Raw genomic sequence first — 20,322 nt, 5'->3', positions numbered from 1 at the left:
ACAGGCCGGCTGCACCGTATCGCTCACAAGAAAGTTGACTGCCGATATCCAAATTTGTAGCGCTACGCCGATCGGAATGGCCTGGAGAGGTCACACCCTTGCGCGCGCAAGCATCCCAGCAGCGGAACGGCCTGGAGGACGGACGGTGAGCACTGCCGCGTCAGGTGCCGAGCGGCGTCCCGGCCTCGCCGAGACCAATGCCGGCCGCATGTCCTGGCTGCTCGTGGCGCTGGGACTGCTCGTGCTTGTCCTCCTCGCCAGCATCGCGGTCGGATCCAAGGACATTCCACTGCCGACGGTCATCGAGGCTTTATTTGCCTACAATGACAGCGACGACCACGCGATCATCATGGCCCTGCGCCTGCCGCGTACCGTGCTCGGGCTCCTAGTGGGCATGGCGCTCGGGCTCGCCGGCGCCCTGATCCAGGCGCTGACACGCAACCCGCTGGCCGATCCCGGCATCCTCGGCGTCAATGCCGGCGCCGCCTTCGCCGTCTCGGTGGGCGTGGGCCTGTTCGGCATCTCCACGATCCACCAGTACATCTGGTTCGCCTTCCTCGGGGCCATCGCTGCGACGGTTCTGGTCTATGCCATCGGCTCGGTCGGGCGCGGCGCGGCGACGCCGATCCGACTGACGCTTGCCGGCATCGCGATCGGCGCCGTGCTGGGCGGCATTACCTCCGGCCTCGCCCTCCTCGCCCCCGAAACCTTCGACCGGATGCGGTTCTGGAATGCCGGTTCGCTCGCCGTCGCAGGCATGGACACCGTCTATGTCATCGCCCCCTTCATCCTCTTCGGCATCGGCCTTGCCGCAGTCGTCGCCCGCCCCCTCAACGCCGTGGCGCTGGGCGACGACCTCGCCGCCGCGCTGGGCGCCAACATCGCCCGGATCCGGGCCGTGGTCATCGTTGCGGTGACGCTGCTCGCCGGTGCGGCGACCGCCGCGGCCGGGCCGATCGGCTTCGTCGGCCTGATGGTGCCGCATGTCGCCCGCTGGATCGTCGGGCCGGACCAGCGCTGGATCACCGCCTACACGATCGTCCTGGCGCCGATCCTGGTGCTCTCGGCCGACATCATTGGCCGCATCGTCATGCGCCCGGGCGAGTTGCAGGTCGGCATCGTGACCGCCTTCATCGGCGCTCCCGTCCTGATCCTCCTCGCCCGCCGACGGAAAGTGAGCGGGCTATGAGCGACACGCCGACGACCGGCATCGCCTTCGGGCGTCCGACGGGCATCGTGCGCCTGTTCGGCGAGCGCTTCTCGCAGCGGCTCGACCTCCGCACCCTCACCATTTGTGGTGTCCTCCTGGTACTCGCCGTCGCCGTCGCTGTGCTGACGCTCGCGAGCGGCGAGTACCAGATCCCGGTCGATCAGGTCATCGGCGCACTGTTTGGCCAGGCCTCGGCCAAGCTTCACATGGTGGTGGTCGAGTGGCGCCTGCCGCGCACCCTGCTGGCGCTGATCATGGGCGCAGCACTTGGCGTCTCGGGCGCGATCTTCCAGTCGCTGACGCGCAACCCGCTGGGGAGCCCCGACGTGATCGGCTTCAATGCCGGTGCCTATACGGGCGCCCTGGTCATCATCACCATGACCGGCGGTGGCTTCGTTGCCGTGGCTGGTGGAGCGCTCGCCGGCGGCATCCTCACCGCCCTTGCCGTCTACCTGCTCGCCTGGCGCGGCGGCGTGCAGGGCTTCCGGCTGATCATCGTCGGCATCGGCGTCAGCGCCATGCTGACCTCGCTCAACACCTGGATGCTGATGCGCGCCCAACTGGAGGTCGCGATGGCGGCCGCTACCTGGGGCGCAGGCTCGCTCAACGGGCTCGGCCTTGATCGGCTGCTGCAGGTCTCGGTGATCCTCGCCCTTCTCCTGCCATGTGCGCTGATCCTGTCGCGCCCGATGCATCAGCTCGAGATGGGCGACGACGCGGCACGGGCCCTCGGCGTCAACGCCGAAGGAACGCGGCTCGGCCTAACCGTCGTGGGCGTCGCACTCACCGCGACCGTTACGGCCGCTGCCGGTCCGATCATGTTCGTCGCGCTGTCGGCGCCGCAGATTGCGCGGCGCCTCAGCGGTTCGGCGGGGGTCGCGCTGCTGCCGTCTGCGTGCATGGGGGCACTGCTGCTGGCCGCAGCCGACTTCCTCGCCCAACGGGCTTTTGCTCCCACCCAACTGCCCGTCGGCATCGTCACCGTATGCATCGGCGGGCTCTACTTCGCCTGCCTCCTGATGCGCGAGGCCCGCCGCTGAGATGGCCGAGATGAATGAGCACGACCCCGAACGCACTACGACGAGCCGGCTCAGCGCCCGCGACATCACCATCGGCTACGACCGGCGGATAATCGCCGAGCACCTCAACGTCGCGATCCCCGACCAGTCCTTCACCGTGATCGTCGGGCCCAATGCCTGCGGCAAGTCCACCCTGCTTCGCGCACTCGCCCGGCTGCTCAAGCCAACCGCCGGCGAAGTGCTGCTCGACGGCAAGACCATCCACGGCCACCCGGCCCGTGAGGTGGCCCGCACGCTCGGTCTGCTGCCCCAGACCTCGATCGCACCCGACGGCATCACCGTCGCCGACCTCGTTGCTCGCGGCCGCTACCCGCACCAGAAGCTGATCCGCCAGTGGTCCAGGGAAGATGAGGCTGCTGTCATCGAGGCCATGGCCGCAACCAAGGTGACGGGGTTTTCGCATCGGCTCGTGGACGAGCTCTCGGGCGGCCAGCGTCAGCGCGTCTGGGTCGCCATGGTGCTGGCGCAGCAGACCCCGATCCTCCTGCTCGACGAGCCCACCACCTTCCTCGACATCGCCCACCAGATCGAACTGCTCGAGTTGCTGCGCGAGCTCAACCGCGGCAAGGGCCAGACGGTGGTTGCGGTGCTGCACGATCTCAACCATGCCTGCCGCTATGCCAGCCACCTCATCGCCATGCGCGACGGGGCGGTCCTCGCCGAGGGTCGGCCGGCCGACATCGTAACCGCCGAACTGGTCGAGCAGGTCTTCGGCATCGCCTGCCTCGTCATCGAGGACCCCGTATCCCACACGCCGCTGATCGTTCCCAAGGGCGGCAACCTCCATCCCTTCGAGGAGCAGTTCAAATGAAGCTCACGCACCGCGCAGGCCTCGACGCCTTCGTCGCACAATACGGAGCCAGCTGATGCCGACCCTCACCCGCCGCGCCCTCGGCGTCCTCGCGCTTGCCTTCGCGCTGACGGGAGCACTCCCGGCTGCGGCGCAGGACGCCTTCCCGGTGACCCTCACCCATGTCTACGGAGAGACCACCATTCCGGCGCCCCCCCAGCGCATCGTGACCATCGGCTGGATGACGCAGGACGCCGTGCTGGCGCTGGGTCAGGTTCCCGTTGCCATCCCCGAGCAGAAATGGGGCGGTGACGAGAAGGGCGTCCTTCCCTGGGTGCGCAAGGCCATCGACAGGCTCGGCGGCCCCGAGCCCAAGATCATCAACTTCGACTCCGACATCCCCTATGAGGACGTGCTCGCGACCCAGCCCGAGCTGATCCTCGCCCCCTATAGCGGCGTCACCCAGGAACAGTACGACCGGCTCTCGGCCATTGCGCCCACCGTCGCCTATGCCAGCGCCGCCTGGGCCGCCTCGTGGCAGGATGTGACGCTGATCGCCGGCAAGGCCCTGGGCAAATCGGCCGAGGCACAGGCGCTGATCGACGCAACGAGCGCAAAGCTCGCCGAGGCCGCCAGCGCGCATCCCGAGTTCGCCGGCAAGACCTTCACCTTCGGCTCGCTCTGGGTCGGGGAAGCGGGGATGAACGTCTATTCCAAGACCGATCCGCGCGTGTACCTGCTCGAAGAGCTCGGCCTAAAGGCCTCGGCGGGCGTCGAGGAACTGTCCAAGCAGCCCGGCTACTATTTCACGGTGAGCTACGAGAACCTCGCGACCCTCGATGCCGACGTGGCCATCACCCTCGATGAGGGCGATGCGGCCTCCGACGCGCTCTACCAGAGCCCGCTGGTCCAGCGCTTCAAGCCCATCGCTGACGGCCGCCACGTGCGCATGACCGACAAGAGCTTCGTCATGGCGACCTCTGCGCCCAGTGCATTGTCGATCCCGTGGATGCTCGATCGCTTCATCCCCGAGCTTGCATCCAGGCTCAAGTAAGTTGACCCGAGGGCGGGTGCCCTCTATCGGGGGCACCCCATGCTGCGCGATTTCTTCCGATACTACCGCCCCTACAAGGGCTTGCTGATTCTCGATTTCGGCGCCGCCGTTGTTCTCGGCCTGCTCGAGCTCGCCTTCCCCTCGGCGGTGAAGACCTTCGTCGATCAGCTGCTGCCCAGCGCAAACTGGCCGATCATCTTCCTCGCGGCGGGCGGACTGCTGGCCGTCTACATCTTCAACACCATGCTGATGGGCGTGGTGAACTACTTCGGCCACGTGCTCGGCATCAGCATCGAGACCGACCTGCGCCGCCTCGCCTTCGCGCACCTCACCAAGCTCAGCTTCAGCTTTTACGACGTGAAGCAGACCGGCGAGCTCATCACCCACGTCACCAAGGACCTCGAGCAGATCGGCGAGGTGGCTCACCACGGGCCCGAGGACGTGCTGGTCGCCGTGATGACCTTCATCGGCGCGCTGATCCTGATGCTGACGCTCCACTGGCAGCTGGCGCTCATCACCTGCGCAATCGTGCCGGTCGTCACCTGGCTCGCCGCCGTCTACGGCTCGAAGCTGACGATCAACTGGCAGGAGCTCTTCGGCCGCGTCGGCAAGTTCAACACCCGTGTCTCAGAGAGCATGGGCGGCATCCGGGTCGTGAAGGCCTTCGCCAACGAGCACCACGAGCAGGCCCTGTTCGAGCGCGACAACGAGGGCTACCGCAAGACCAAACTCGACGCCTACCGCATGATGACCGCGTCGATCACGCTGAGTTACCTCTCCACGCGCCTGCTCCAGGTCGTGATCATGGTCGCCGGCACCTACTTCGTCGTCGATGGCACGCTGAGCTATGGCGGCTTTGTCGGCTTCCTGCTGCTCGTCGAGGTGTTCATGCGCCCGATCAACAAGATCACCGCCGTGCTCGAAAGCTATCCGCAAGGCTTTGCCGGCCTCAAGCGCTTCAATGACCTGATGGCCACCGCGCCCGATGTCGATGACCGGCCCGGCGCCGTGACGGTCGACACGTTCAAGGGCGACATCGTCTACCGCGATGCCGACTTCGCCTATTCGAACGGCGCGCGCGTCATCGAAAATCTCAACCTCACCATCCGCGCCGGCGAGACCATCGCGCTGGTCGGCCCGTCCGGCGCCGGCAAGACCACCATCTGTGCGCTGCTGCCGCGCTTCTATGAACTCACCGGCGGCTCCATCAGCATCGACGGCGTCGATATCCGCGACATGACGCAGGCCTCGCTCCGCGCCCAGATCGGCGTGGTGCAGCAGGACGTATTCCTGTTCGGCGGCACCGTGCGCGACAACATCGCCTACGGCCGGCTTGATGCCAGCGACGACGAGATCATGGACGCGGCCCGCCGGGCCCAACGCGAGAGCGTGATCGAAGGCCTGCCCGCCGGGCTCGACACTATCGTGGGCGAACGTGGCGTCAGGCTCTCGGGCGGGCAGAAGCAGCGCCTCGCCATCGCCCGCATGTTCCTCAAGAACCCGCCCATCCTGATCCTCGACGAGGCGACCTCGGCGCTCGACACGGCAACCGAGCAGCTGATCCAGGCCTCGCTGAGCGAACTCGCGAGGGGTCGCACCACGCTGATCATCGCCCACCGCCTCGCCACCATCCGCAATGCCGATCGCATCCTCGTCATCGACAAGGGCGGCGTCGTCGAGGAAGGGACCCACGCTCAGCTGCTCGACCGCGACGGCATCTATGCCGATCTGCAGCGCAGCCAGGAGTTCTACTCGACCGTCACCGCTGGCTGAGCCGGCGGCACTCTCAGGCCGTCCGCCCGAGCCCGAGCAGCACCTCGAGCTGAGGCCGCTGGGTCGCGAAGGTACCGTAGAGGACCACATCTCCCGCAATCGTGATCGGCGCGACGCGCACGCCCGTCCGTGCCTTGGCCTCCGCAACCACATCCAGAGCGGTCAGGACGCGTTCGGTGAATGCGATACCGCGTTCGTGCAGCCACGCCTTCAGCGCCCGGCAATCGGGGCAGGTCGGCGTGGAGTAGACGAGGAGGTCGGCGGGTGCAGCGGGAGAGGCCATTTCGAGGCTCCGGGGTTTCACTGCAGGTCCAGAGGCTCCAACGGTGGCAGGGTCAAGGGTGGCTTGAGCCGGGGGTGCCTTCCCACAGTTGGAAGAAGCAGCCCGATGGCCACGGTCGAGTTCGACGCCGACAACCCGGGGCGCTGGCTCTATCACTGCCAGAAGCTCTACCACATGATGACCGGCATGATGTCGGAGCTGATCCACGTCTGACAAAACGAAAGGGGCGCCGCGGCGCCCCTTCTTTCGGCGCGGCGTGGATCCCGCTGTGGTTCTACCTCAACCTATACCTGCAGCAGACTTTGCAGCTGTCGGCCCTCGCCAGCGGCCTGGCCCTGTTGGCGATGACCGTGACCATAATGGTGATCATGGTAGGCCTCTCCGGCAGGCTGATCGGCCGCTTCGGCATCAAGGCCAGCATGGTCGTGGGTCTCCTCGCCATGGGCGGCGCACTCGTCCTCCTCACGCGGCTTCCCGCCCACGGGAGCTACGCTGCGAACGTGCTGCCCGCCTCCCTGCTCGCAGCGCTCGGTATGGCGCTGGCTTACATCCCCGCGACCATGGCGGCGATGTCCTCCGCCGGGCCGGAAGAGACCGGCCTCGCCTCGGGCCTCGTGAACACGACCTACCAGGTCGGCTCGGCGGTGGGCCTGGCCGCCATGGTGGCGCTGGCCGCGGCGGCCGGGGCCGAAGGAGCGGACGGAGCGCATTTGACAGGCTTCCACGCCGCCTTCTCCGGGGCGGCCTGGGTCGCCTTCGCCGCCGCCGCACTGACCCTCATCCTCCTGCGCGGCACCCCTGCCGCCCGGGACGTTCCAATGGGCTGACCAAAGCACGAGGTTTGGGGGCGCCCGAGCGCTCCAAACCGGCCATCATCTGCAGGCCCCTTGACCTTACAACAATGGGAACCTCTAGACCCCTCCGGTGGGGGGATACATGGAACACCAGCCGACCATGGGGTCGACGCGAAGCTCGGTCCGCATTCGGACGCAGCTCGCCCAGGCCGCCCTTGCGACCCGGGAAGAGCGTGTGCGCCTGGGCCGGGCGACCGACGCGGTCCTTCGCAAGTCGGCGAACTGGCGCGTCGCCGGGCTGCCCCTCGTGGAGACACCACATTTCGCCCGCTACCGGACGGATCAGCATCGGCCCCGCTATGAACGCGCGCTGGATGCCCTGGGTAGCGGCCGTGCGTCGGCGACCGAGCTTGAGCTGGTTCGGGCGCTCAGTGCGGAGATCGCCTCATCCCGGTTCATTATCAGGGCGGACCAGATGCTGCTGTCAGGCGACATCAGGGAGGACCTCCTCCTCGATCGGGCGGAGTCCTTCGTGTGGGTCACGGTGCACCCGCTATCGGCGGTGGAGAGCGCGGAGCAGCGGCTTCCCCGAGCCATTCCCAGTCGCCGATTGTCTACCAGTTCCGGCTGGATCAGCCGATGCCGGCGCTTGTCGGTCGGGCGGGACGGCACGGGAAGTGGGACCTGCTGCTCCCCCGCAGGCTCCGCGTCACCGTCACCGCGACGCACCAGTATCGCCGGCTGACCGTCAGGGAAGCGGTGATCGGCACCTGACGGGCCCGACTATCATGACGGATCCGCCCGGGAGCGATCGGCCTGATACGCCTGCGCCGGTTCCGGCCAGGTGCTCCTGATGTAGTCGAGCACGGCGCTGATCTCGGCGTCGGTGAGCACACCCTCGTAGGCAGGCATGTCGCTCTCGTAGCCGGGTGACAGCGCTGCCGGCCCGAACTTGACGAGTGCGAACAGCTGGCGTCCGAATGGTGCCAGGTGTGGCCGGTCTCATCGTGCGGCGGCGCCGGCAGGCGGCCTGACGGCAAGCGCACCTTCCAGTCGGGCTGCCCCTCGAGGTTCACCCCGTGACAGCTGGCGCAGTTGTCGGCGTAAAGCGCGCGCCCGGCCTCCACGGTGCCGGAGCTTGTCGCGAAGAAATAGCCGAAACCTGAGGCCACTGCCGCAATCGCTACCGCCAGCGCGCCCACGAGGATCGGCTTCATTGTTCGAACCCTGTCAGAAAAACCGTCAAGCGCCCGACGTCGGCAGTGCGCGCATGCCACCACCCCGGTCCGACACGGCCCCTATCGGCCTCAACCGGGCCTCCAGCGCAAGCGACACGCCGTCACATGCACGCGCACGGGCCGCCGCATCGACGCCTTGGAAGGCCTGTCGGCAGCACCGCACCCCAACGGATGGTTTGCACCGGGCCCCGCTTTTGCTATGTGGCGTTGGAGTGGCCCCGTAGCTCAGCAGGATAGAGCACAGGATTCCTAATCCTGGGGTCGTGGGTTCGAATCCCGCCGGGGTCACCAACTGCATGTCAGGCCGCGCCGGCCCAAGCCGGCCATGCAAGGAGTTTGCGCCATGCCCATCGCCACCGTCACTCGTGTCGCAGTTGCGGCCACCCTCGCCGCCGTGCTCGGCGCCTGCTCGGTGGGCGGGGGCAAGACACTCTCCCCGGGCCTGACGACGCCGATGAACCAGCCCGGCGCGCAGCTCAATCGCGTCGAGGCCCTGTTCCTCCTCAACGATTTCCGCCGAAACCAGGGTGCCGTCGACGTCCGCGGCGACACACTGCTGGACAGCACCGCACAGTCGCTGGCGACCAACTACGCCAAGACCGGCGCCCAGCCCATCCTCCCACCCGGCGCAGTGGCGATGCGGCTCAGCGCCGGCTACACCACGTTTGCCGAGGTCTTCTCGGGCTGGCGCAACGTGCCCACCGACGCCTCGGCGCTCGCGGACCCGACCGCCAAGCGTGCTGGCCTCGGCGTCTCCTACGACCCCAACTCGACGCACGGCGTCTACTGGGTGCTCGTGCTTGACGACTGACGCCGAAATCCTCGATTGCCGCGGGCTCAAGTGCCCGCTGCCTGTGCTGAAGATGGAAAAGCGCTTGGGCCAGCTGTCGCCCGGCGCCAGTATCGTCGTGCTCGCGACCGACCCCATGGCCAAGGTCGATATCCCGCTCTACTGCCGGCAGAACGGGCATGACTGCGAGACCGGCGGCGAAGACGGGCTGCTGCGCTTTTCGATCGTCAAGGCCCGCTAGCGGCGGGTACCCTCAACTCCGATCGGCGGATGCAACCACCGCCGGAGCCCAGCTCGGCCGCGGCCGTGGCAGGGGAATGTCGACGATGATGCCGAGATCAGTCGCGGTGTAGACCTTGCCCTCGAGCTTGTCGGTCAGGTAGCTCGGCTGCCCATCGAGGCCCATCGGGAACTCCGCCTCACGCTCCGCCACATATTCCTTGGCTTCCTTGCCGCAGATGCGGGTTCGCATGTTGACCGGCGGCGCATTGACGTTGGCCAGTTGCACCACGTTCTGGCCGGTCCCATTCACGGCGCCGGAGAAGCCGCGCAGGAACAGCTCGGCCGCCATCTCGTTGCGCTCGCGCGCCGACGAGCCGCCGAGGACGACGGCAAGCATCGAGCGGCCGCCGCGGTCGACCGTAGCAACGATGTTGAGGCCCGACGCACAGACGTAACCCGTCTTCATGCCGGTGGTGCCAGGGAAATGCAGCAGCAGCCCATTGTTGGACTCGAGCTTGGCATTGCCCAGCCGGACCGCTTCCGTGTCGAACAGGTCGGAATACTCGGGAAAGTCGCGGCGGATGATCAGCGCCAGGATGGCGAGATCGCGGGCCGAGGTCACCTGTGCATCAGCATGCAGGCCATGCGGATTGACGAAGTGGGTGGCGCTCATCCCCATGGCCGCCGCCATCTGGTTCATCTCCAGCACGAACTCGGGCGCCGAGCCGGAGATCGCCTCGGCGATGGCTATCGCGATGTCATTGGCCGATTTCACCACGAGGATGTAGAGCGCGTCGCGCAGCGTGATGGAGGAGCCGACCTTGAGGCCGGACTTCGATGGCGCCTGGTTCCAGGCGTTCTTGGAGATCTTGATCGGGTCATCGAGCGAGATGCGGCCGGCCTTGATCGCGGCGAAAGCCACATAGGCCGTCATCAGCTTGGTCAGCGAGGCTGGATGCCACGGCTGCCCGGCCTCCTCGGCATAAAGCACTTCATAGGTCTGCGCATCGACCAGCAGCACCGGATTGGCCCAGGCCGGGCCGATGCTGACCAGCGTGAAGACGATCGTGAGGCAGGCGGCTACACGCCGGCGGAGCAAGGCGAGCAAGACGCCTCCCATCACTAGTATTGTCGGAGCCCGCTCGGGTTCTAGCAACGCGCCCTGCGTCGCTCAACCGCTGTGGAAGGCTGTCAAAGGGTTTTGAACTGGCAGTGGACTTCTAGGTCAAATCCGGCAGATTTCGGGCGCTCGCCCAGCGGTGGAAAAGCGTGCGCCGCGGCTCCGGCAATCGCGCCTCGAGCATTTCGAGCGAAGCGATGCCGTCGACGCGGAAACTGCGGAAGTCCTGACGCAGCGTGCACCAGGCGGCGAGCGTCTGGTGGCCCTCGAAATAACCGAGCGCCAGGGGGTAGATCGTGCGCTCGGTGGTGGCGCCCGATTTGTCGCGATAGCCCATCCAGAGCTGCCGTTCGAGCCGCAGGGCACGGCGTATCTGCCCCAGCGGATTGTCGCCGTCCACTTCGCGCGGCGGGATGACGAACAGCCCGATCGACTGCATCTCGTCGCGCCGCGGCTTCGGCAGCACGGCCTCGATCTTGGCGCTGGCGTCGCGGGCCGTGAGAGCCATCTCGCTGTCCGGCCCGTAGATGAGGCCGCGCAGCCCGAGGACCAGCGCCTCGAGTTCCTCGTCGGTGAACATGAGCGGGGGCAGGAAATGCTCGGCCCTGAGCTGGAAGCCGACGCCCGCTTCACCGTCGATGGCCGCCCCCATCGACTTCAGCGTCTCGATATCGCGATAGACAGAGCGCAGCGACACGCCCATCTCGTCGGCCAGCACCTGCCCGGCGATCGGACGCCGACGACGACGCAGGGCCTGCAGCAGGTTGAGCAGTCGTTCCGAGCGCTTGGCCATGCCGTCACACCCCTGCTGACAGAATCGGGTGCCACCCGGCGCTAGGCTCCAGCCACACCAAACGCAGGAGAGACGAAATGACGACCATCGTGACCATCCTCACCGAAGGCTTCGCCGACTGGGAAACCGCGCTGCTCAACGCCGCGGCCCATGCCTTCTACAAGGTGGAGACCCGCTTCGCGACCCCCGGCGGCAAGCCGGTGACCTCATCGGGCGGGATGACTGTGGCCGGCACGCTGGCGCTCGAGGACCTGAATGTCGCCGACTATGACGCCATCATCGTCAATGGCGGCACGATCTGGCAGTCGCCGGAAGCACCCGACCTGACCGCGCTGCTGACTGCTGCCAAGGCACAGGGCAAACTGATCGGGCTCATCTGCGACGGCACCGTGGCCGGCGCGCAGGCCGGGGTGCTCGACGGCATCCGCCACACGAGCAACGGCGCTGGCTATCTGGACTTCACCGGCTATGGCGGCGCATCGCTCTATCGCGACACGCCGGCAGCGGTGAGCGACGGCGGTGTCGTCACAGCCGCCGGCACCTCGCCAGTGAGCTTCATGGCTGCAGTGATGGAGGGCCTCGGCCTTGCCGACGACAACCTCAGCTTCTACGTCGGCATGCACGCCGCCCAGTTCGGCAAGGCGGCGTAGCCCTGCTCACACCGGCAGCATGAGCCGGGTTTGCCGCGAAACCTCCGCGACGAGCCCGGCATCGCCCGCATGGCGGGAGGCACGGATCACGAATGTGCCCGGCTCGACGATCCAGTGCTTGGCTTCCACGCGGTAGAAGGCGAAGGCGCGCGCGTCGAGTTCCAGCGTTATCCGCATCCGCTCGCCCGGCCCGAGGAACACCTTCTCGAAGCCCTTTAGCTCCTTGTCCGGGCGCGGCACCGAGGCCTCGCGGTCGGAGACATAGACCTGCACCACCTCGGAGCCGGGCCGTTGCCCGGTATTGGCGACAGTCACGGAGACAGCCACCCGCCCGTCGCTCTCGAAGGCGCTGTCGTCGATGGAGATGTCCGAGATTTCGAAGCTCGTGTAGCCAAGCCCGAAGCCGAAGGGGAACAGCGGCGCAACGCCGTGGCTGTCGTAGTGGCGATAGCCGATGAACACGCCCTCCTCGTAGCGGACCTTGCCGTCCATCCCCGGATAGACTTCGCGGTCCTGCGAGTTGGTCGGATTGTCGGCCCATTTGACCGGAAAGGTCTGCGGCAGGCGGCCGCCGGGCTCCGCCGCGCCGGTCAGCACATCGGCGATGGAATTGCCCGCTTCCTGGCCCGGATACCAGGCCTCGACCACCGCCGCGACTTCGCCGATCCACGGCATCTCCACCGGGCCGCCGGTCTGGAGCACCACTACCGTCCGCGGGTTCACAGCCGCGACGGCGCGCACCAGTTCGTCCTGCCGTCCGGGGAGGATAATCGAGGCGAGGTCGCTGCCTTCCGTATCCCATTCACCGTTGCGGCCGACGAAGACGAGCGCCGTCCCGGCCTCGCGCGCTACGGCCACCGCTTCGGCGATCTCGGCGTCACCAAGAGGCCTGCCGATACCGACATGGAGCGCTGAGAAACCGAGGATACGCGGCGGCTTGCGCACGAACTCGACCACGACCTCGTACTCGCGCCCGGCCTCCAGGTCGACCTGGCCGACGACCTCGTCGCAGCCTTCCTCGAAATAGGTCCGCCCCGGCTCCCACGCCCCGGCCGAGGCGTCGGCGACGAGCACGCCTTCGACCAGAACGCGGGCATAGCCGGCCGCATAGACACCGATATTGTGCATGCCGGTAGCCGTCGGCGTGAACGTGCCGCGCAGCCGGGCCGAAAAGTTCGTGAGGTCGACCACGCCTCCCGGCGGAGCGAACCACATCACCTCGCCGCCACCCAGCCGCTCGGTGAAGACCGGCGTACCGCTGAAGTCGGGATTGTTGAAGTACTCGACCTCGAGTCCACCCTCGAGCGCCGGCTCGAACCGGTTGTTGCGGGTGCCTTCGGCAAAGCTCAGCCGATCCTCGCCGAGGGCGGCGACAAGCCCGTCCCACGGCGAGATCCGGTAGTGCGGGTTGAGCTGGGCGGAGCCGCCACCCATGATCTGCGCCACCTTGGCGTTGGGCCCGATGACGGCGACCTTGCCGTTGCCCGTCAGCGGCAGCAGACTGCCCTCGTTCTTGAGCAGCACGGCCCCTTCGGCGCCGGCGCGTCGGATCAGTGCGCGGTGCTCGGCGCGATCGTCCGCCCGCTCCTCGAACGCGCTGTGATCGTCGAGCGCCCCTGTTCGCTCCATGAGCCTCAGGATGTTGAGGGCGCGTGTGCGCACCGTATCGCGCGAAACCTCGCCCGCCTCGACAGCCGCAACAAGCTTGTCGCCGCGATCCCGGGTCGGGCCCGGCATCTCGAGGTCGAGCCCGGCATTCACGGTCGGCGCGGTGGAGTGCGAACCGAACCAGTCCGACATCACCACGCCGTCATAGTGCCACTCGCGCCGCAGAACGTCGTCGAGCAGCCACGGGTTCTCGCTGGTATAGGTGCCGTTGAGCTTGTTGTACGAACTCATGATGGCCCAGGTGCCGGCCTTCTTCACCGCCCATTCGAAGGGCATGAGATAGAGTTCGCGCAGCGCCCGCTCATCGACCTCGGAGCTGATCGTGGTGCGCTCGATCTCGGACTCGTTGCCGACAAAGTGCTTGATCGTCGCCGAGACGCGCTGGCTCTGCAGCCCCTCGATATAGGCGACGGCGAGGCTGGCGGTGAGGAACGGATCCTCTGAATAGCACTCGAAATTGCGCCCGTTGCTGACCGTGCGGTGGAGGTTCACCGTGGGCGCAAGACTCACATGTGCGCCCTTCGACTTCACCTCCTCGGCAAGTGCCACACCCACCTCGTGGAGGAGCCTCACGTTCCAGCTCGCCCCCAGCGCGATGCCCACCGGGAAGGCCGCCGACTTGACCCCGCCGATCAGCGAGCCGCCACCGCGCGCCCCATTGGGACCGTCGGTGACGCGCAGCTTGCCGATGCCCAGTCGCGCGATCGCGGGAAGCGACCAGAAATCCTCTCCCGAAAGCAGGCTCACCTGCTCCGCGAGCGTCATCTGGTCCACAAGCTCTTCGATGCGCGATGTCATGGTCTCGTCTCTCCCCGCAGCCCGACGGCCACATCCGGATGCACCCCTAGGCACAAACGGTAACTGCGTCTATATTCGTAACCAACGAATTCCTTCGGAAAGGTACTCCAATGGCACTCGGTTCCCCGGCAAAAGTCGAGACCTGCAACGCCATGGGCGACATTCTCAACCGCATCGGCGACAAGTGGAGCGTGATGATCGTGGGTTATCTTACCCGCAAGACCATGCGCTTCAACGAGTTGCGCAACGAGATCGGCGGCATTTCGCAGCGCATGCTCACCCTCACGCTGCGCAATCTCGAGCGCGACGGACTGGTGACGCGCACGGTGTTCCCCGAGATCCCCCCGCGCGTCGAATATCAACTGACCGATCTCGGCCGCACGCTGACCCAGCCGCTGAATGCGCTGTGGGACTGGGCGTCCGAGCACCAGCATGATGTCGCCAATGCCCGCCGGCGCTACGACGATCAGCACGGCAGCGCCGCCGAGGGGCTTACGCCAGAGCGTCGTTACGCTGGCGCCGTACGGTGACCCATGCGGGCGACGCGGACCAGCCTCGCCCGTGATCTGACCGCCATCGGCCTTACCGACGGCGATGCCGTGCTCGTTCACGCGGCGCTGCGCAGGGTTGGCCCGATCGTCGGCGGGCCGGACATGATCGTTGACGCCATGCGCGACGTCATCGGCTCGGCCGGGACGATCCTCGGCTATTGCGACTGGCAGCTCGAGGATGAGGACCGCGACGACCTCACGCTTCGCAAGCACATCCCGCCCTTCGATCCCGCGCGGTCACGAGCGGCGCGCGACAACGGGTACTGGCCGGAACTCCTCCGCACCACACCCGGCGCGCGGCGCAGCGCCAACCCCGGCGCCTCGATGGCGGCACTCGGCGGCGAAGCCGAGTGGTTCACTGCAGACCATGCGCTGGACTATGGCTACGGCCCGCAATCGCCGCTCGGCAAGCTGGTGGAAGCACAGGGCAAAGTGCTGATGCTGGGCGCTCCGCTCGACGCGATGACACTGCTGCACCACGCCGAGCATCTCGCCGATTTCCCGGAGAAGCGCATCAAGCGCTACGAGACCCCGATCATCGTCGATGGCGCGACCGTCTGGCGCTGGTTCGAGGAGTTCGACACCTCGGACCCACCCGGCGGCCTGCCCGACGACTATTTCGCCACCATCGTCACCGAGTTCCTCGCCACCGGCCGCGGCAGGCGCGGCCGGATCGGCGAGGCGGAGTCGGTGCTCGTGCCCGCGAGCGAGATCGTGGCGTTCGCGGTGGACTGGCTGGAGCGCTGGGGCGCGACCCGCTACGCGGGACGGGCTGGCTAGACCAGCGCCTTGATCTCCTTCTTCCGCCACCAGCCGAAATAGTAGGTGGCCTGGAAAGTGAGCAGCGCCGTAAAGCTGAGGCAGTAGGCGATCCACACGCCGTCGAGCCCCATGGTCTGGCTGAGGATCAGCGCCGCCGGCACTTCGACGAGAATGATCGCCGCCAGCGACAGCAGCATCGGGATCCACACATCGCCCGAGGCGCGCATCACCGCAGAGAAGATCGAACCCCAGCCAAAGAACAGGCAGCTCCACAAGACGATGTGCAGCAGGCGCTCGGTGAGTTCGACCACCTGTTGCTCGGTGATGAACAGCCGCACGATGTGCTCGGAGAAGAGGTACGCCAGCACCACCAGCGCGCCGGTGAACACCAGGTTGATCACCGCCGCGGTGCGCGTCACGTGCTCGACCTCGTCGAAGCGCCGCGCCCCGATGGCCTGGGCCGCGAAGATCGCCGAGGCGATGCCGATCGACATGGCCGGGAACTGCACATAGCTCAGCACCTGGTTCACCGCCCCGAAAGCCGCCGTGGCGTCCGAGCCGAAGCGGTTGATGATGCCGACGATGACGATGGCCGAAATCGACGACACGACCATGGCGACGCCCGCCGGGATGCCGAGCTTGAGGATGAGCCCGAGCAGCTTCACGTCCACCTTGAGATTGCGGATCAGCTCGGCATCGGGCGCCATCGGGCTCTTGCGTGCATTGAGGTAGAAATAGAGGAAAATCAGGACGACGACGAAGCCGGCGATGAAGGCCACTGCGGCCGACAGTACGCCGATCTGCGGCAGCCCGAACCAGCCCTGGATCAGCGCCGGCGTCACGACGAGCCCCACCCCGATCGAGAAGAACAGCGTCAGCAGCGGCGTGATCGTGTCACCCACGCCACGCAGCATCGAGGTGACGAGCAGGAAGATGAAGAAGCCCGGCATGCCGATGAGGACGATGCGGCCATAGGCCGTCGCATCCGCGACGATGTCGGCGGGTGCGCCGAGCAGCTCCATCAGGTTGCGGGCGAAGATGCCGCCCAGCACGGCTACGACGAGGCCCATGAGGAAGCCGACGGTGAGCGTCGTCCCGGTCACCTGCTTGATCTTCTGGAGGTTTTTTGCCCCCCAGGCCTGTCCGATCAGGATCGAGGCGCCCGAGGCAAGCCCGATCACGAACGAGATGAGAAAGATCATGATCGGGAAAAAGACTGACACTGCGGCCAGCGCGTCCACGCCGATCATCTGGCCGATATAGATATTGTTGATGGTCCCCGACAGCGACTGCAGGATGTTGCTCAACATCAGCGGCAGCAGGAAGACGAGGAAGCGCCGCCACAGCGGCTTGGTAGGATCGATCATCCGGAACTCCGAAACCCGTAAAATATGCCTGGGCGTTGGCCCCAATGGCCAGTCGACCGGTCGATGACCGGTTCGGCGGGCGGGCCTCTTCACATCTTGGGAAAGATGCAGGCGGGTCGGAGCACGGTGGGGAAACGCACGTAGGCTGTTTACCGCCGCGCCGCTGCGCCGGTCAACCACGCTGAGCCGCTTGAAAACATAGGCGCTTCCAATCATTGCCGATGATCGGACCCATCACCAAGTCTCATCGCCGAATCCCGCCACGATGGGCTAGTGTCCCGGCCATGCATGCCCCCGCCCCCTACGACGCCCGGGCCCAGTTCTGGCTCGGCATCCGCCTGTTCTTCCCCGTCGCGATCTCCATTGCCGCCTATGGCGTGGTCTGGGGCGTGCTCGCCGGCCAGGCCGGGCTGAGCGTGCTCGAGGTCGCACTGATGAGCGGGCTCGTCTTCGCCGGCGCCAGCCAGTTCGTCGCCCTCGACATGTGGACGCCGGGCAGCCTGCCGGTCCTTTCCATCATCATCGCCACCGCTATCGTCAACCTGCGCATGGTGCTGATGTCGGCGACGCTCCGCCCCCTCGTCGGCCACCTGCCGCTGCCGCGGGCACTGGGCACCATGTTCTTCGTCTCCGACGAGCAATGGGCCATGACCATGGCGGAGGTCCGCAAGGGCAATGCCAGTGTCGCCTTCTTCCTCGGCACCGGTGTCCTCAGCTGGTTCGCCTGGATGGCCTCGACCCTCGTCGGCCGTGTTCTGGGCGCCTTCATCGACGACCCTGCGCGCTACGGGCTCGATTTCGCCTTCACCGCCACCTTCCTCGCCCTGCTCTTCGGCATGTGGCGCGGTCGCGGCGACCTCATTCCATGGCTGGTCGCGGCACTCGCTGCCATCGTCAGCTCGCGCCTCATCGAGGGCAACTGGTACATCATCGTCGGCGGCCTCGTCGGAAGTTTCGCCGGCGCCCTGATCGAGACGGCAAAGGAGCGCCGCCATGTCGCTTGAGGCGCTGATCACCATCCTCGGCATGGCCGCCGTGACCTATGCCATCCGTGCCGGCGGCCTGCTGCTGGCCAACCGCCTGCCCACGACCGGGTTCGTTGCCAGCTGGCTGAAGCATGTGCCTGGCGCCGTCCTCGCCTCGTTGGTGGCCCCGGCGGTGCTGACCGGCGGACCGGCGGAAGCCATCGCCGCCGCGGCGACGGCGCTGATCTACTTCGTCACCCGCAACCTCTTCGCCACCATGGCCGGCGGCGTCCTCGCCGTCTATCTCGCCCGGTTGGCGCTAGGCGGCTGACGGGAACGGCGGCGCCGGCTTGCTCGTTGAGGTGACGAGCAAGGAGGTCACCATGCAGACCATCTCCGGACTGTTCGACACCTACGAGCACGCCACGGCGGCCGTGCACGCGTTGCACGATGCCGGGATCGCCCATGCCGATATCAACTTCGTCGCCAATACGCCGGCCGACTTCCAGTCCGACAATGTCGGCGAAGGCGCAACCACCGGCGCTGAGGTCGGCGCGGGTCTCGGCGCCGCCGGCGGACTCCTCGCCGGCCTCGGCGTCCTCGCTATACCCGGCGTTGGCCCCGTCATTGCCAGCGGCTGGCTCTTTGCCACGGCCATAGGCGCACTGGCTGGCGCCGGGATTGGCGCGGCTACAGGCGGACTTGTCGGCGCGCTGACACACGCCGGCGTCACCGAGGCTGATGCGCAATTGCTGGCCGAAGGGGTGAGGCGCGGCGGCGCCATCGTCACCGCGCGCGTCGACGAAGCCCATGCCGGCCCCGCCATCGCCATCCTGCGTCACGCCGAGGGAATCGACACCGCTGCGCATCCGCCCCGCCCCAATGACGAGGAGGAGCTCATCGAGCAGGTGGAGGAGATGTCGAGGCCCGAGAAGGTGGACACCACTCCCTACGTGCCGCCCATCCTCTGACCCGACCTGCGCCAGGGTTGCGCCTCACAAGCCGGAATGCTACGGCCTTGCCCGTCGCCCCTGTGGTGGAATTGGTAGACGCAGCGGACTCAAAATCCGCCGCCGCGAGGCATGTCGGTTCGAGTCCGACCGGGGGCACCACCACCTCTATACAGAGTATCCTGCACCTGCATGCGCCCGATCGAAGCGTAGCGGTGAAAAACAGGTGCCCAAAAGGGCCATGACATTTCCTCAGGCATCCCCATATCTACACTCGGGGCGAACATTGCCGAGGGGTTGCCGTGTTCAACAGCATCCAGACTATCGTCCAGCTCTCCCGTATCGTTGAGGGGGAAATGGAAGCCGCGCGCCTGCCGCCGTGGCTCTACAAGTCGGTCCAGCATTCCCAGATTCTGCTTGCCATCGCCTATGCGCAGCAGAAGGACCGCCCACTACATCTTCAACAGGCCTACAAACTTCTCGAAGACAATCTCGGGGTCGTCTCCGAAAAGGCCGCCAAGCGCTATATCCGCCAGCTGCTGGGCAAGGGCTACATTGTGGCCACGACCAGCAACCGCAGCCGTGCGGCCAAGGCACTGACAATTGCGGACTGGCTCCAGCCGGTGCTTGAGCAGGCGCTCTATCGCACCCTGATCAAGTACAAGGCCTGCCTCGACAGCATCGTGGTCCTGGCCCTTCCGTCCGACATCGAGGAGGAACCCGAAAATGCGTAACATCCTGCTGGGCGCCGGATTGGCCCTGCTCCTTGCCGGCCCGGCATCGGCTTCGGGCTGGCTGATGCCGTCCCCCGCGCCGACCGCGGGGTCGCCGGCCGCGGCACTCTGGTGGAACGCAAGTGCAGCCGGAGAGATGCTCTCCGGCGCTACTGCCGGCCACCCCGACTTTCAGTACGACTCGGGGATCGACCTGGGCGGCAGTCAACCGGAGTCATACGTCTTCAACGTGGGCGGCATTGATGATTTCTGGCGTGATCTGGATAAGATCACTGCAACACCTCCCAAAAAGATCGGACCAAAAGGTCTGACCCTGCCAGAGGTTATTACACCCAAGAAGCTCGATCAGATTACCTCCATGAAATCCGCCCAGAACGGGTGGATCGGGGTACTGACCGATGAAGCGTATTACCAGCCTGCCGTCGTCGTCGTTTACTAAGGGCGTCGCGGCCGCCCTGCTCTTCTCCGCAGCCTCGATCGTGGCGGTCAGCACCGCCGCGGTCACCCCCGCCAAGGCCGATGGCTGGGTAAACACCCAGTGCGTGGTGTTCCTCTCCAACCAGGGCCAGATCGCCGTGGTCAATGCCCGCACCTTCGAGGCCTGCCAGTCGGCCGGCAAGAAATGCGCCCAGGACGTCGGCATCTCCTGGACCAACATCACCTTCTACACCAACTGGGCGGCCGTGGCCTCGAACCCGTCCAACTACACCTGCACCCTGGCGTACTGACGA

At 66.6% G+C, this 20,322-nt stretch carries 25 protein-coding genes, 2 tRNA genes and 1 pseudogene; 21 read left to right on the top strand and 7 right to left on the bottom strand.

Features of this window, described 5'->3' with window-relative positions:
* The first annotated feature begins 145 nt into the window (after window positions 1–145).
* From PRN20_RS22445 to PRN20_RS22425, 5 genes are read left to right on the top strand one after another with little or no spacing between them, the layout of a single operon-like run.
* Window positions 146–1,189 (top strand): iron chelate uptake ABC transporter family permease subunit, encoded by a 1,044-nt coding sequence (locus tag PRN20_RS22445; RefSeq protein ID WP_273959900.1) that lies wholly within the window; start codon window positions 146–148, stop codon window positions 1,187–1,189.
* A complete protein-coding gene (locus PRN20_RS22440) occupies window positions 1,186–2,250 on the top strand; it encodes a FecCD family ABC transporter permease (protein ID WP_273959899.1) in 1,065 nt (354 codons plus the stop codon). Before PRN20_RS22445 ends, PRN20_RS22440 begins: the two co-directional genes overlap by 4 nt.
* A 10-nt stretch (window positions 2,251–2,260) precedes the next feature.
* Window positions 2,261–3,100 (top strand): ABC transporter ATP-binding protein, encoded by an 840-nt coding sequence (locus PRN20_RS22435; RefSeq protein ID WP_273959898.1) that lies wholly within the window; start codon window positions 2,261–2,263, stop codon window positions 3,098–3,100.
* A gap of 55 nt (window positions 3,101–3,155) precedes the next feature.
* Complete coding sequence (locus tag PRN20_RS22430; protein ID WP_273959897.1) at window positions 3,156–4,133, top strand: iron-siderophore ABC transporter substrate-binding protein; 978 nt, start codon at window positions 3,156–3,158, stop codon at window positions 4,131–4,133.
* Window positions 4,134–4,172: 39 nt separating this feature from the next.
* The gene (locus PRN20_RS22425; RefSeq protein WP_273959896.1) at window positions 4,173–5,906 is read left to right on the top strand and encodes an ABC transporter ATP-binding protein; all 1,734 of its coding nucleotides are present in this window, start codon (window positions 4,173–4,175) and stop codon (window positions 5,904–5,906) included.
* A gap of 13 nt (window positions 5,907–5,919) precedes the next feature.
* Here the strand turns inward: PRN20_RS22425 and PRN20_RS22420 are convergent, their stop codons facing one another.
* Window positions 5,920–6,189 carry a glutaredoxin family protein gene (locus tag PRN20_RS22420; RefSeq protein ID WP_273959895.1) on the bottom strand — a complete coding sequence of 90 codons (270 nt, stop codon included), beginning with the start codon at window positions 6,187–6,189 and terminating at the stop codon, window positions 5,920–5,922.
* Window positions 6,190–6,294: 105 nt separating this feature from the next.
* Here PRN20_RS22420 and PRN20_RS22415 point away from each other — a divergent pair, with 105 nt between their 5' ends.
* The 3 genes from PRN20_RS22415 to PRN20_RS22405 all read left to right on the top strand — a co-directional run bounded on the left by PRN20_RS22415 (window position 6,295) and on the right by PRN20_RS22405 (window position 7,757).
* Window positions 6,295–6,402 carry a multicopper oxidase domain-containing protein gene (locus PRN20_RS22415; protein ID WP_273959963.1) on the top strand — a complete coding sequence of 36 codons (108 nt, stop codon included), beginning with the start codon at window positions 6,295–6,297 and terminating at the stop codon, window positions 6,400–6,402.
* A complete protein-coding gene (locus PRN20_RS22410) occupies window positions 6,399–7,016 on the top strand; it encodes an MFS transporter (RefSeq protein WP_273959962.1) in 618 nt (205 codons plus the stop codon). The genes PRN20_RS22415 and PRN20_RS22410 overlap by 4 nt, the downstream gene beginning before the upstream one ends.
* 606 nt (window positions 7,017–7,622) lie before the next feature.
* Window positions 7,623–7,757, top strand: a complete 135-nt coding sequence (locus tag PRN20_RS22405) for a hypothetical protein (protein WP_273959967.1) — start codon at window positions 7,623–7,625, stop codon at window positions 7,755–7,757.
* Window positions 7,758–7,769: 12 nt separating this feature from the next.
* Here the strand turns inward: PRN20_RS22405 and PRN20_RS22400 are convergent, their stop codons facing one another.
* Window positions 7,770–7,895 carry a c-type cytochrome gene (locus PRN20_RS22400; RefSeq protein WP_273959966.1) on the bottom strand — a complete coding sequence of 42 codons (126 nt, stop codon included), beginning with the start codon at window positions 7,893–7,895 and terminating at the stop codon, window positions 7,770–7,772.
* Between the two features lie 98 nt (window positions 7,896–7,993).
* Window positions 7,994–8,200, bottom strand: a pseudogene (locus tag PRN20_RS22395) (c-type cytochrome); the annotation flags it as partial.
* A 235-nt stretch (window positions 8,201–8,435) separates the two neighbouring features.
* On the opposite strand from PRN20_RS22395, the gene PRN20_RS22390 reads away from it, so the two are divergent.
* The 3 genes from PRN20_RS22390 to PRN20_RS22380 all read left to right on the top strand — a co-directional run bounded on the left by PRN20_RS22390 (window position 8,436) and on the right by PRN20_RS22380 (window position 9,252).
* Window positions 8,436–8,512: transfer RNA gene (locus PRN20_RS22390), tRNA-Arg, on the top strand.
* Between the two features lie 52 nt (window positions 8,513–8,564).
* On the top strand, window positions 8,565–9,032 hold the full coding sequence (locus PRN20_RS22385) for a CAP domain-containing protein (RefSeq protein WP_273959894.1): 468 nt from the start codon (window positions 8,565–8,567) through the stop codon (window positions 9,030–9,032).
* Window positions 9,022–9,252 carry a sulfurtransferase TusA family protein gene (locus PRN20_RS22380; protein ID WP_273959893.1) on the top strand — a complete coding sequence of 77 codons (231 nt, stop codon included), beginning with the start codon at window positions 9,022–9,024 and terminating at the stop codon, window positions 9,250–9,252. Before PRN20_RS22385 ends, PRN20_RS22380 begins: the two co-directional genes overlap by 11 nt.
* 12 nt (window positions 9,253–9,264) lie before the next feature.
* Here the strand turns inward: PRN20_RS22380 and PRN20_RS22375 are convergent, their stop codons facing one another.
* The gene (locus PRN20_RS22375; protein ID WP_273959892.1) at window positions 9,265–10,341 is read right to left on the bottom strand and encodes a D-alanyl-D-alanine carboxypeptidase family protein; all 1,077 of its coding nucleotides are present in this window, start codon (window positions 10,339–10,341) and stop codon (window positions 9,265–9,267) included.
* Window positions 10,342–10,453: 112 nt separating this feature from the next.
* On the bottom strand, window positions 10,454–11,146 hold the full coding sequence (locus PRN20_RS22370; protein WP_273959891.1) for a helix-turn-helix transcriptional regulator: 693 nt from the start codon (window positions 11,144–11,146) through the stop codon (window positions 10,454–10,456).
* A gap of 77 nt (window positions 11,147–11,223) precedes the next feature.
* Between PRN20_RS22370 and PRN20_RS22365 the strand changes: the two genes are divergently transcribed.
* On the top strand, window positions 11,224–11,796 hold the full coding sequence (locus PRN20_RS22365) for a DJ-1/PfpI family protein (protein ID WP_273959890.1): 573 nt from the start codon (window positions 11,224–11,226) through the stop codon (window positions 11,794–11,796).
* Between the two features lie 6 nt (window positions 11,797–11,802).
* On the opposite strand, the gene PRN20_RS22360 is transcribed toward PRN20_RS22365, so the two are convergent.
* Window positions 11,803–14,262 (bottom strand): beta-glucosidase family protein, encoded by a 2,460-nt coding sequence (locus PRN20_RS22360; RefSeq protein ID WP_273959889.1) that lies wholly within the window; start codon window positions 14,260–14,262, stop codon window positions 11,803–11,805.
* A 110-nt stretch (window positions 14,263–14,372) separates the two neighbouring features.
* Between PRN20_RS22360 and PRN20_RS22355 the strand changes: the two genes are divergently transcribed.
* Window positions 14,373–14,792: a winged helix-turn-helix transcriptional regulator gene (locus tag PRN20_RS22355; protein WP_273959888.1), complete on the top strand. Its 420-nt coding sequence runs from the start codon at window positions 14,373–14,375 to the stop codon at window positions 14,790–14,792.
* Window positions 14,793–14,795: 3 nt separating this feature from the next.
* Complete coding sequence (aac(3), locus tag PRN20_RS22350; RefSeq protein ID WP_273959887.1) at window positions 14,796–15,593, top strand: aminoglycoside 3-N-acetyltransferase; 798 nt, start codon at window positions 14,796–14,798, stop codon at window positions 15,591–15,593.
* Here the strand turns inward: aac(3) and PRN20_RS22345 are convergent.
* Window positions 15,590–16,942: an MATE family efflux transporter gene (locus tag PRN20_RS22345; protein WP_273959886.1), complete on the bottom strand. Its 1,353-nt coding sequence runs from the start codon at window positions 16,940–16,942 to the stop codon at window positions 15,590–15,592. The two genes, aac(3) and PRN20_RS22345, sit on opposite strands and share 4 nt — an antisense overlap.
* 284 nt (window positions 16,943–17,226) lie before the next feature.
* Between PRN20_RS22345 and PRN20_RS22340 the strand changes: the two genes are divergently transcribed.
* The 7 genes from PRN20_RS22340 (at window position 17,227) to PRN20_RS22310 (ending at window position 20,319) form a co-directional block, all read left to right on the top strand.
* Window positions 17,227–17,946, top strand: coding sequence for an AzlC family ABC transporter permease (locus PRN20_RS22340; protein ID WP_273959885.1), 720 nt, complete (start codon window positions 17,227–17,229; stop codon window positions 17,944–17,946).
* Entirely contained in the window at window positions 17,936–18,238 is a 303-nt protein-coding gene (locus tag PRN20_RS22335) for an AzlD family protein (protein WP_273959884.1), read from the top strand. The genes PRN20_RS22340 and PRN20_RS22335 overlap by 11 nt, the downstream gene beginning before the upstream one ends.
* 52 nt (window positions 18,239–18,290) lie before the next feature.
* Window positions 18,291–18,878 carry a hypothetical protein gene (locus PRN20_RS22330; protein ID WP_273959883.1) on the top strand — a complete coding sequence of 196 codons (588 nt, stop codon included), beginning with the start codon at window positions 18,291–18,293 and terminating at the stop codon, window positions 18,876–18,878.
* A 56-nt stretch (window positions 18,879–18,934) separates the two neighbouring features.
* Window positions 18,935–19,019, top strand: a tRNA-Leu gene (locus PRN20_RS22325).
* Between the two features lie 140 nt (window positions 19,020–19,159).
* Complete coding sequence (locus PRN20_RS22320; RefSeq protein WP_273959882.1) at window positions 19,160–19,591, top strand: hypothetical protein; 432 nt, start codon at window positions 19,160–19,162, stop codon at window positions 19,589–19,591.
* Window positions 19,584–20,030, top strand: coding sequence for a hypothetical protein (locus PRN20_RS22315; RefSeq protein WP_273959881.1), 447 nt, complete (start codon window positions 19,584–19,586; stop codon window positions 20,028–20,030). Before PRN20_RS22320 ends, PRN20_RS22315 begins: the two co-directional genes overlap by 8 nt.
* Window positions 19,990–20,319, top strand: coding sequence for a hypothetical protein (locus PRN20_RS22310; RefSeq protein WP_273959880.1), 330 nt, complete (start codon window positions 19,990–19,992; stop codon window positions 20,317–20,319). The genes PRN20_RS22315 and PRN20_RS22310 overlap by 41 nt, the downstream gene beginning before the upstream one ends.
* Window positions 20,320–20,322: the final 3 nt, after the last annotated feature.

It is taken from the genome of Devosia sp. ZB163, assembly GCF_028613635.1.
In the GTDB taxonomy this organism is placed as follows: Bacteria; Pseudomonadota; Alphaproteobacteria; order Rhizobiales; family Devosiaceae; genus Devosia_A.
Note: the sequence above shows the minus strand (reverse complement) of the source record. Positions and strands in the feature narration are given on the sequence as shown.

What these genes read in the sequence shown, in the direction of transcription:
- PRN20_RS22440 (WP_273959899.1), top strand. Translation starts at nt 1,186, where the DNA reads ATGAGCGACACGCCGACGACCGGCATCGCCTTCGGGCGTCCGACGGGC.
- PRN20_RS22435 (WP_273959898.1), top strand. Translation starts at nt 2,261, where the DNA reads ATGAATGAGCACGACCCCGAACGCACTACGACGAGCCGGCTCAGCGCC.
- PRN20_RS22430 (WP_273959897.1), top strand. Translation starts at nt 3,156, where the DNA reads ATGCCGACCCTCACCCGCCGCGCCCTCGGCGTCCTCGCGCTTGCCTTC.
- PRN20_RS22425 (WP_273959896.1), top strand. Translation starts at nt 4,173, where the DNA reads ATGCTGCGCGATTTCTTCCGATACTACCGCCCCTACAAGGGCTTGCTG.
- PRN20_RS22420 (WP_273959895.1), bottom strand. Translation starts at nt 6,189, where the DNA reads ATGGCCTCTCCCGCTGCACCCGCCGACCTCCTCGTCTACTCCACGCCG.
- PRN20_RS22415 (WP_273959963.1), top strand. Translation starts at nt 6,295, where the DNA reads ATGGCCACGGTCGAGTTCGACGCCGACAACCCGGGGCGCTGGCTCTAT.
- PRN20_RS22405 (WP_273959967.1), top strand. Translation starts at nt 7,623, where the DNA reads ATGCCGGCGCTTGTCGGTCGGGCGGGACGGCACGGGAAGTGGGACCTG.
- PRN20_RS22400 (WP_273959966.1), bottom strand. Translation starts at nt 7,895, where the DNA reads ATGCCTGCCTACGAGGGTGTGCTCACCGACGCCGAGATCAGCGCCGTG.
- PRN20_RS22385 (WP_273959894.1), top strand. Translation starts at nt 8,565, where the DNA reads ATGCCCATCGCCACCGTCACTCGTGTCGCAGTTGCGGCCACCCTCGCC.
- PRN20_RS22370 (WP_273959891.1), bottom strand. Translation starts at nt 11,146, where the DNA reads ATGGCCAAGCGCTCGGAACGACTGCTCAACCTGCTGCAGGCCCTGCGT.
- PRN20_RS22365 (WP_273959890.1), top strand. Translation starts at nt 11,224, where the DNA reads ATGACGACCATCGTGACCATCCTCACCGAAGGCTTCGCCGACTGGGAA.
- PRN20_RS22360 (WP_273959889.1), bottom strand. Translation starts at nt 14,262, where the DNA reads ATGACATCGCGCATCGAAGAGCTTGTGGACCAGATGACGCTCGCGGAG.
- PRN20_RS22355 (WP_273959888.1), top strand. Translation starts at nt 14,373, where the DNA reads ATGGCACTCGGTTCCCCGGCAAAAGTCGAGACCTGCAACGCCATGGGC.
- PRN20_RS22345 (WP_273959886.1), bottom strand. Translation starts at nt 16,942, where the DNA reads ATGATCGATCCTACCAAGCCGCTGTGGCGGCGCTTCCTCGTCTTCCTG.
- PRN20_RS22340 (WP_273959885.1), top strand. Translation starts at nt 17,227, where the DNA reads ATGCATGCCCCCGCCCCCTACGACGCCCGGGCCCAGTTCTGGCTCGGC.
- PRN20_RS22335 (WP_273959884.1), top strand. Translation starts at nt 17,936, where the DNA reads ATGTCGCTTGAGGCGCTGATCACCATCCTCGGCATGGCCGCCGTGACC.
- PRN20_RS22330 (WP_273959883.1), top strand. Translation starts at nt 18,291, where the DNA reads ATGCAGACCATCTCCGGACTGTTCGACACCTACGAGCACGCCACGGCG.
- PRN20_RS22315 (WP_273959881.1), top strand. Translation starts at nt 19,584, where the DNA reads ATGCGTAACATCCTGCTGGGCGCCGGATTGGCCCTGCTCCTTGCCGGC.
- PRN20_RS22310 (WP_273959880.1), top strand. Translation starts at nt 19,990, where the DNA reads ATGAAGCGTATTACCAGCCTGCCGTCGTCGTCGTTTACTAAGGGCGTC.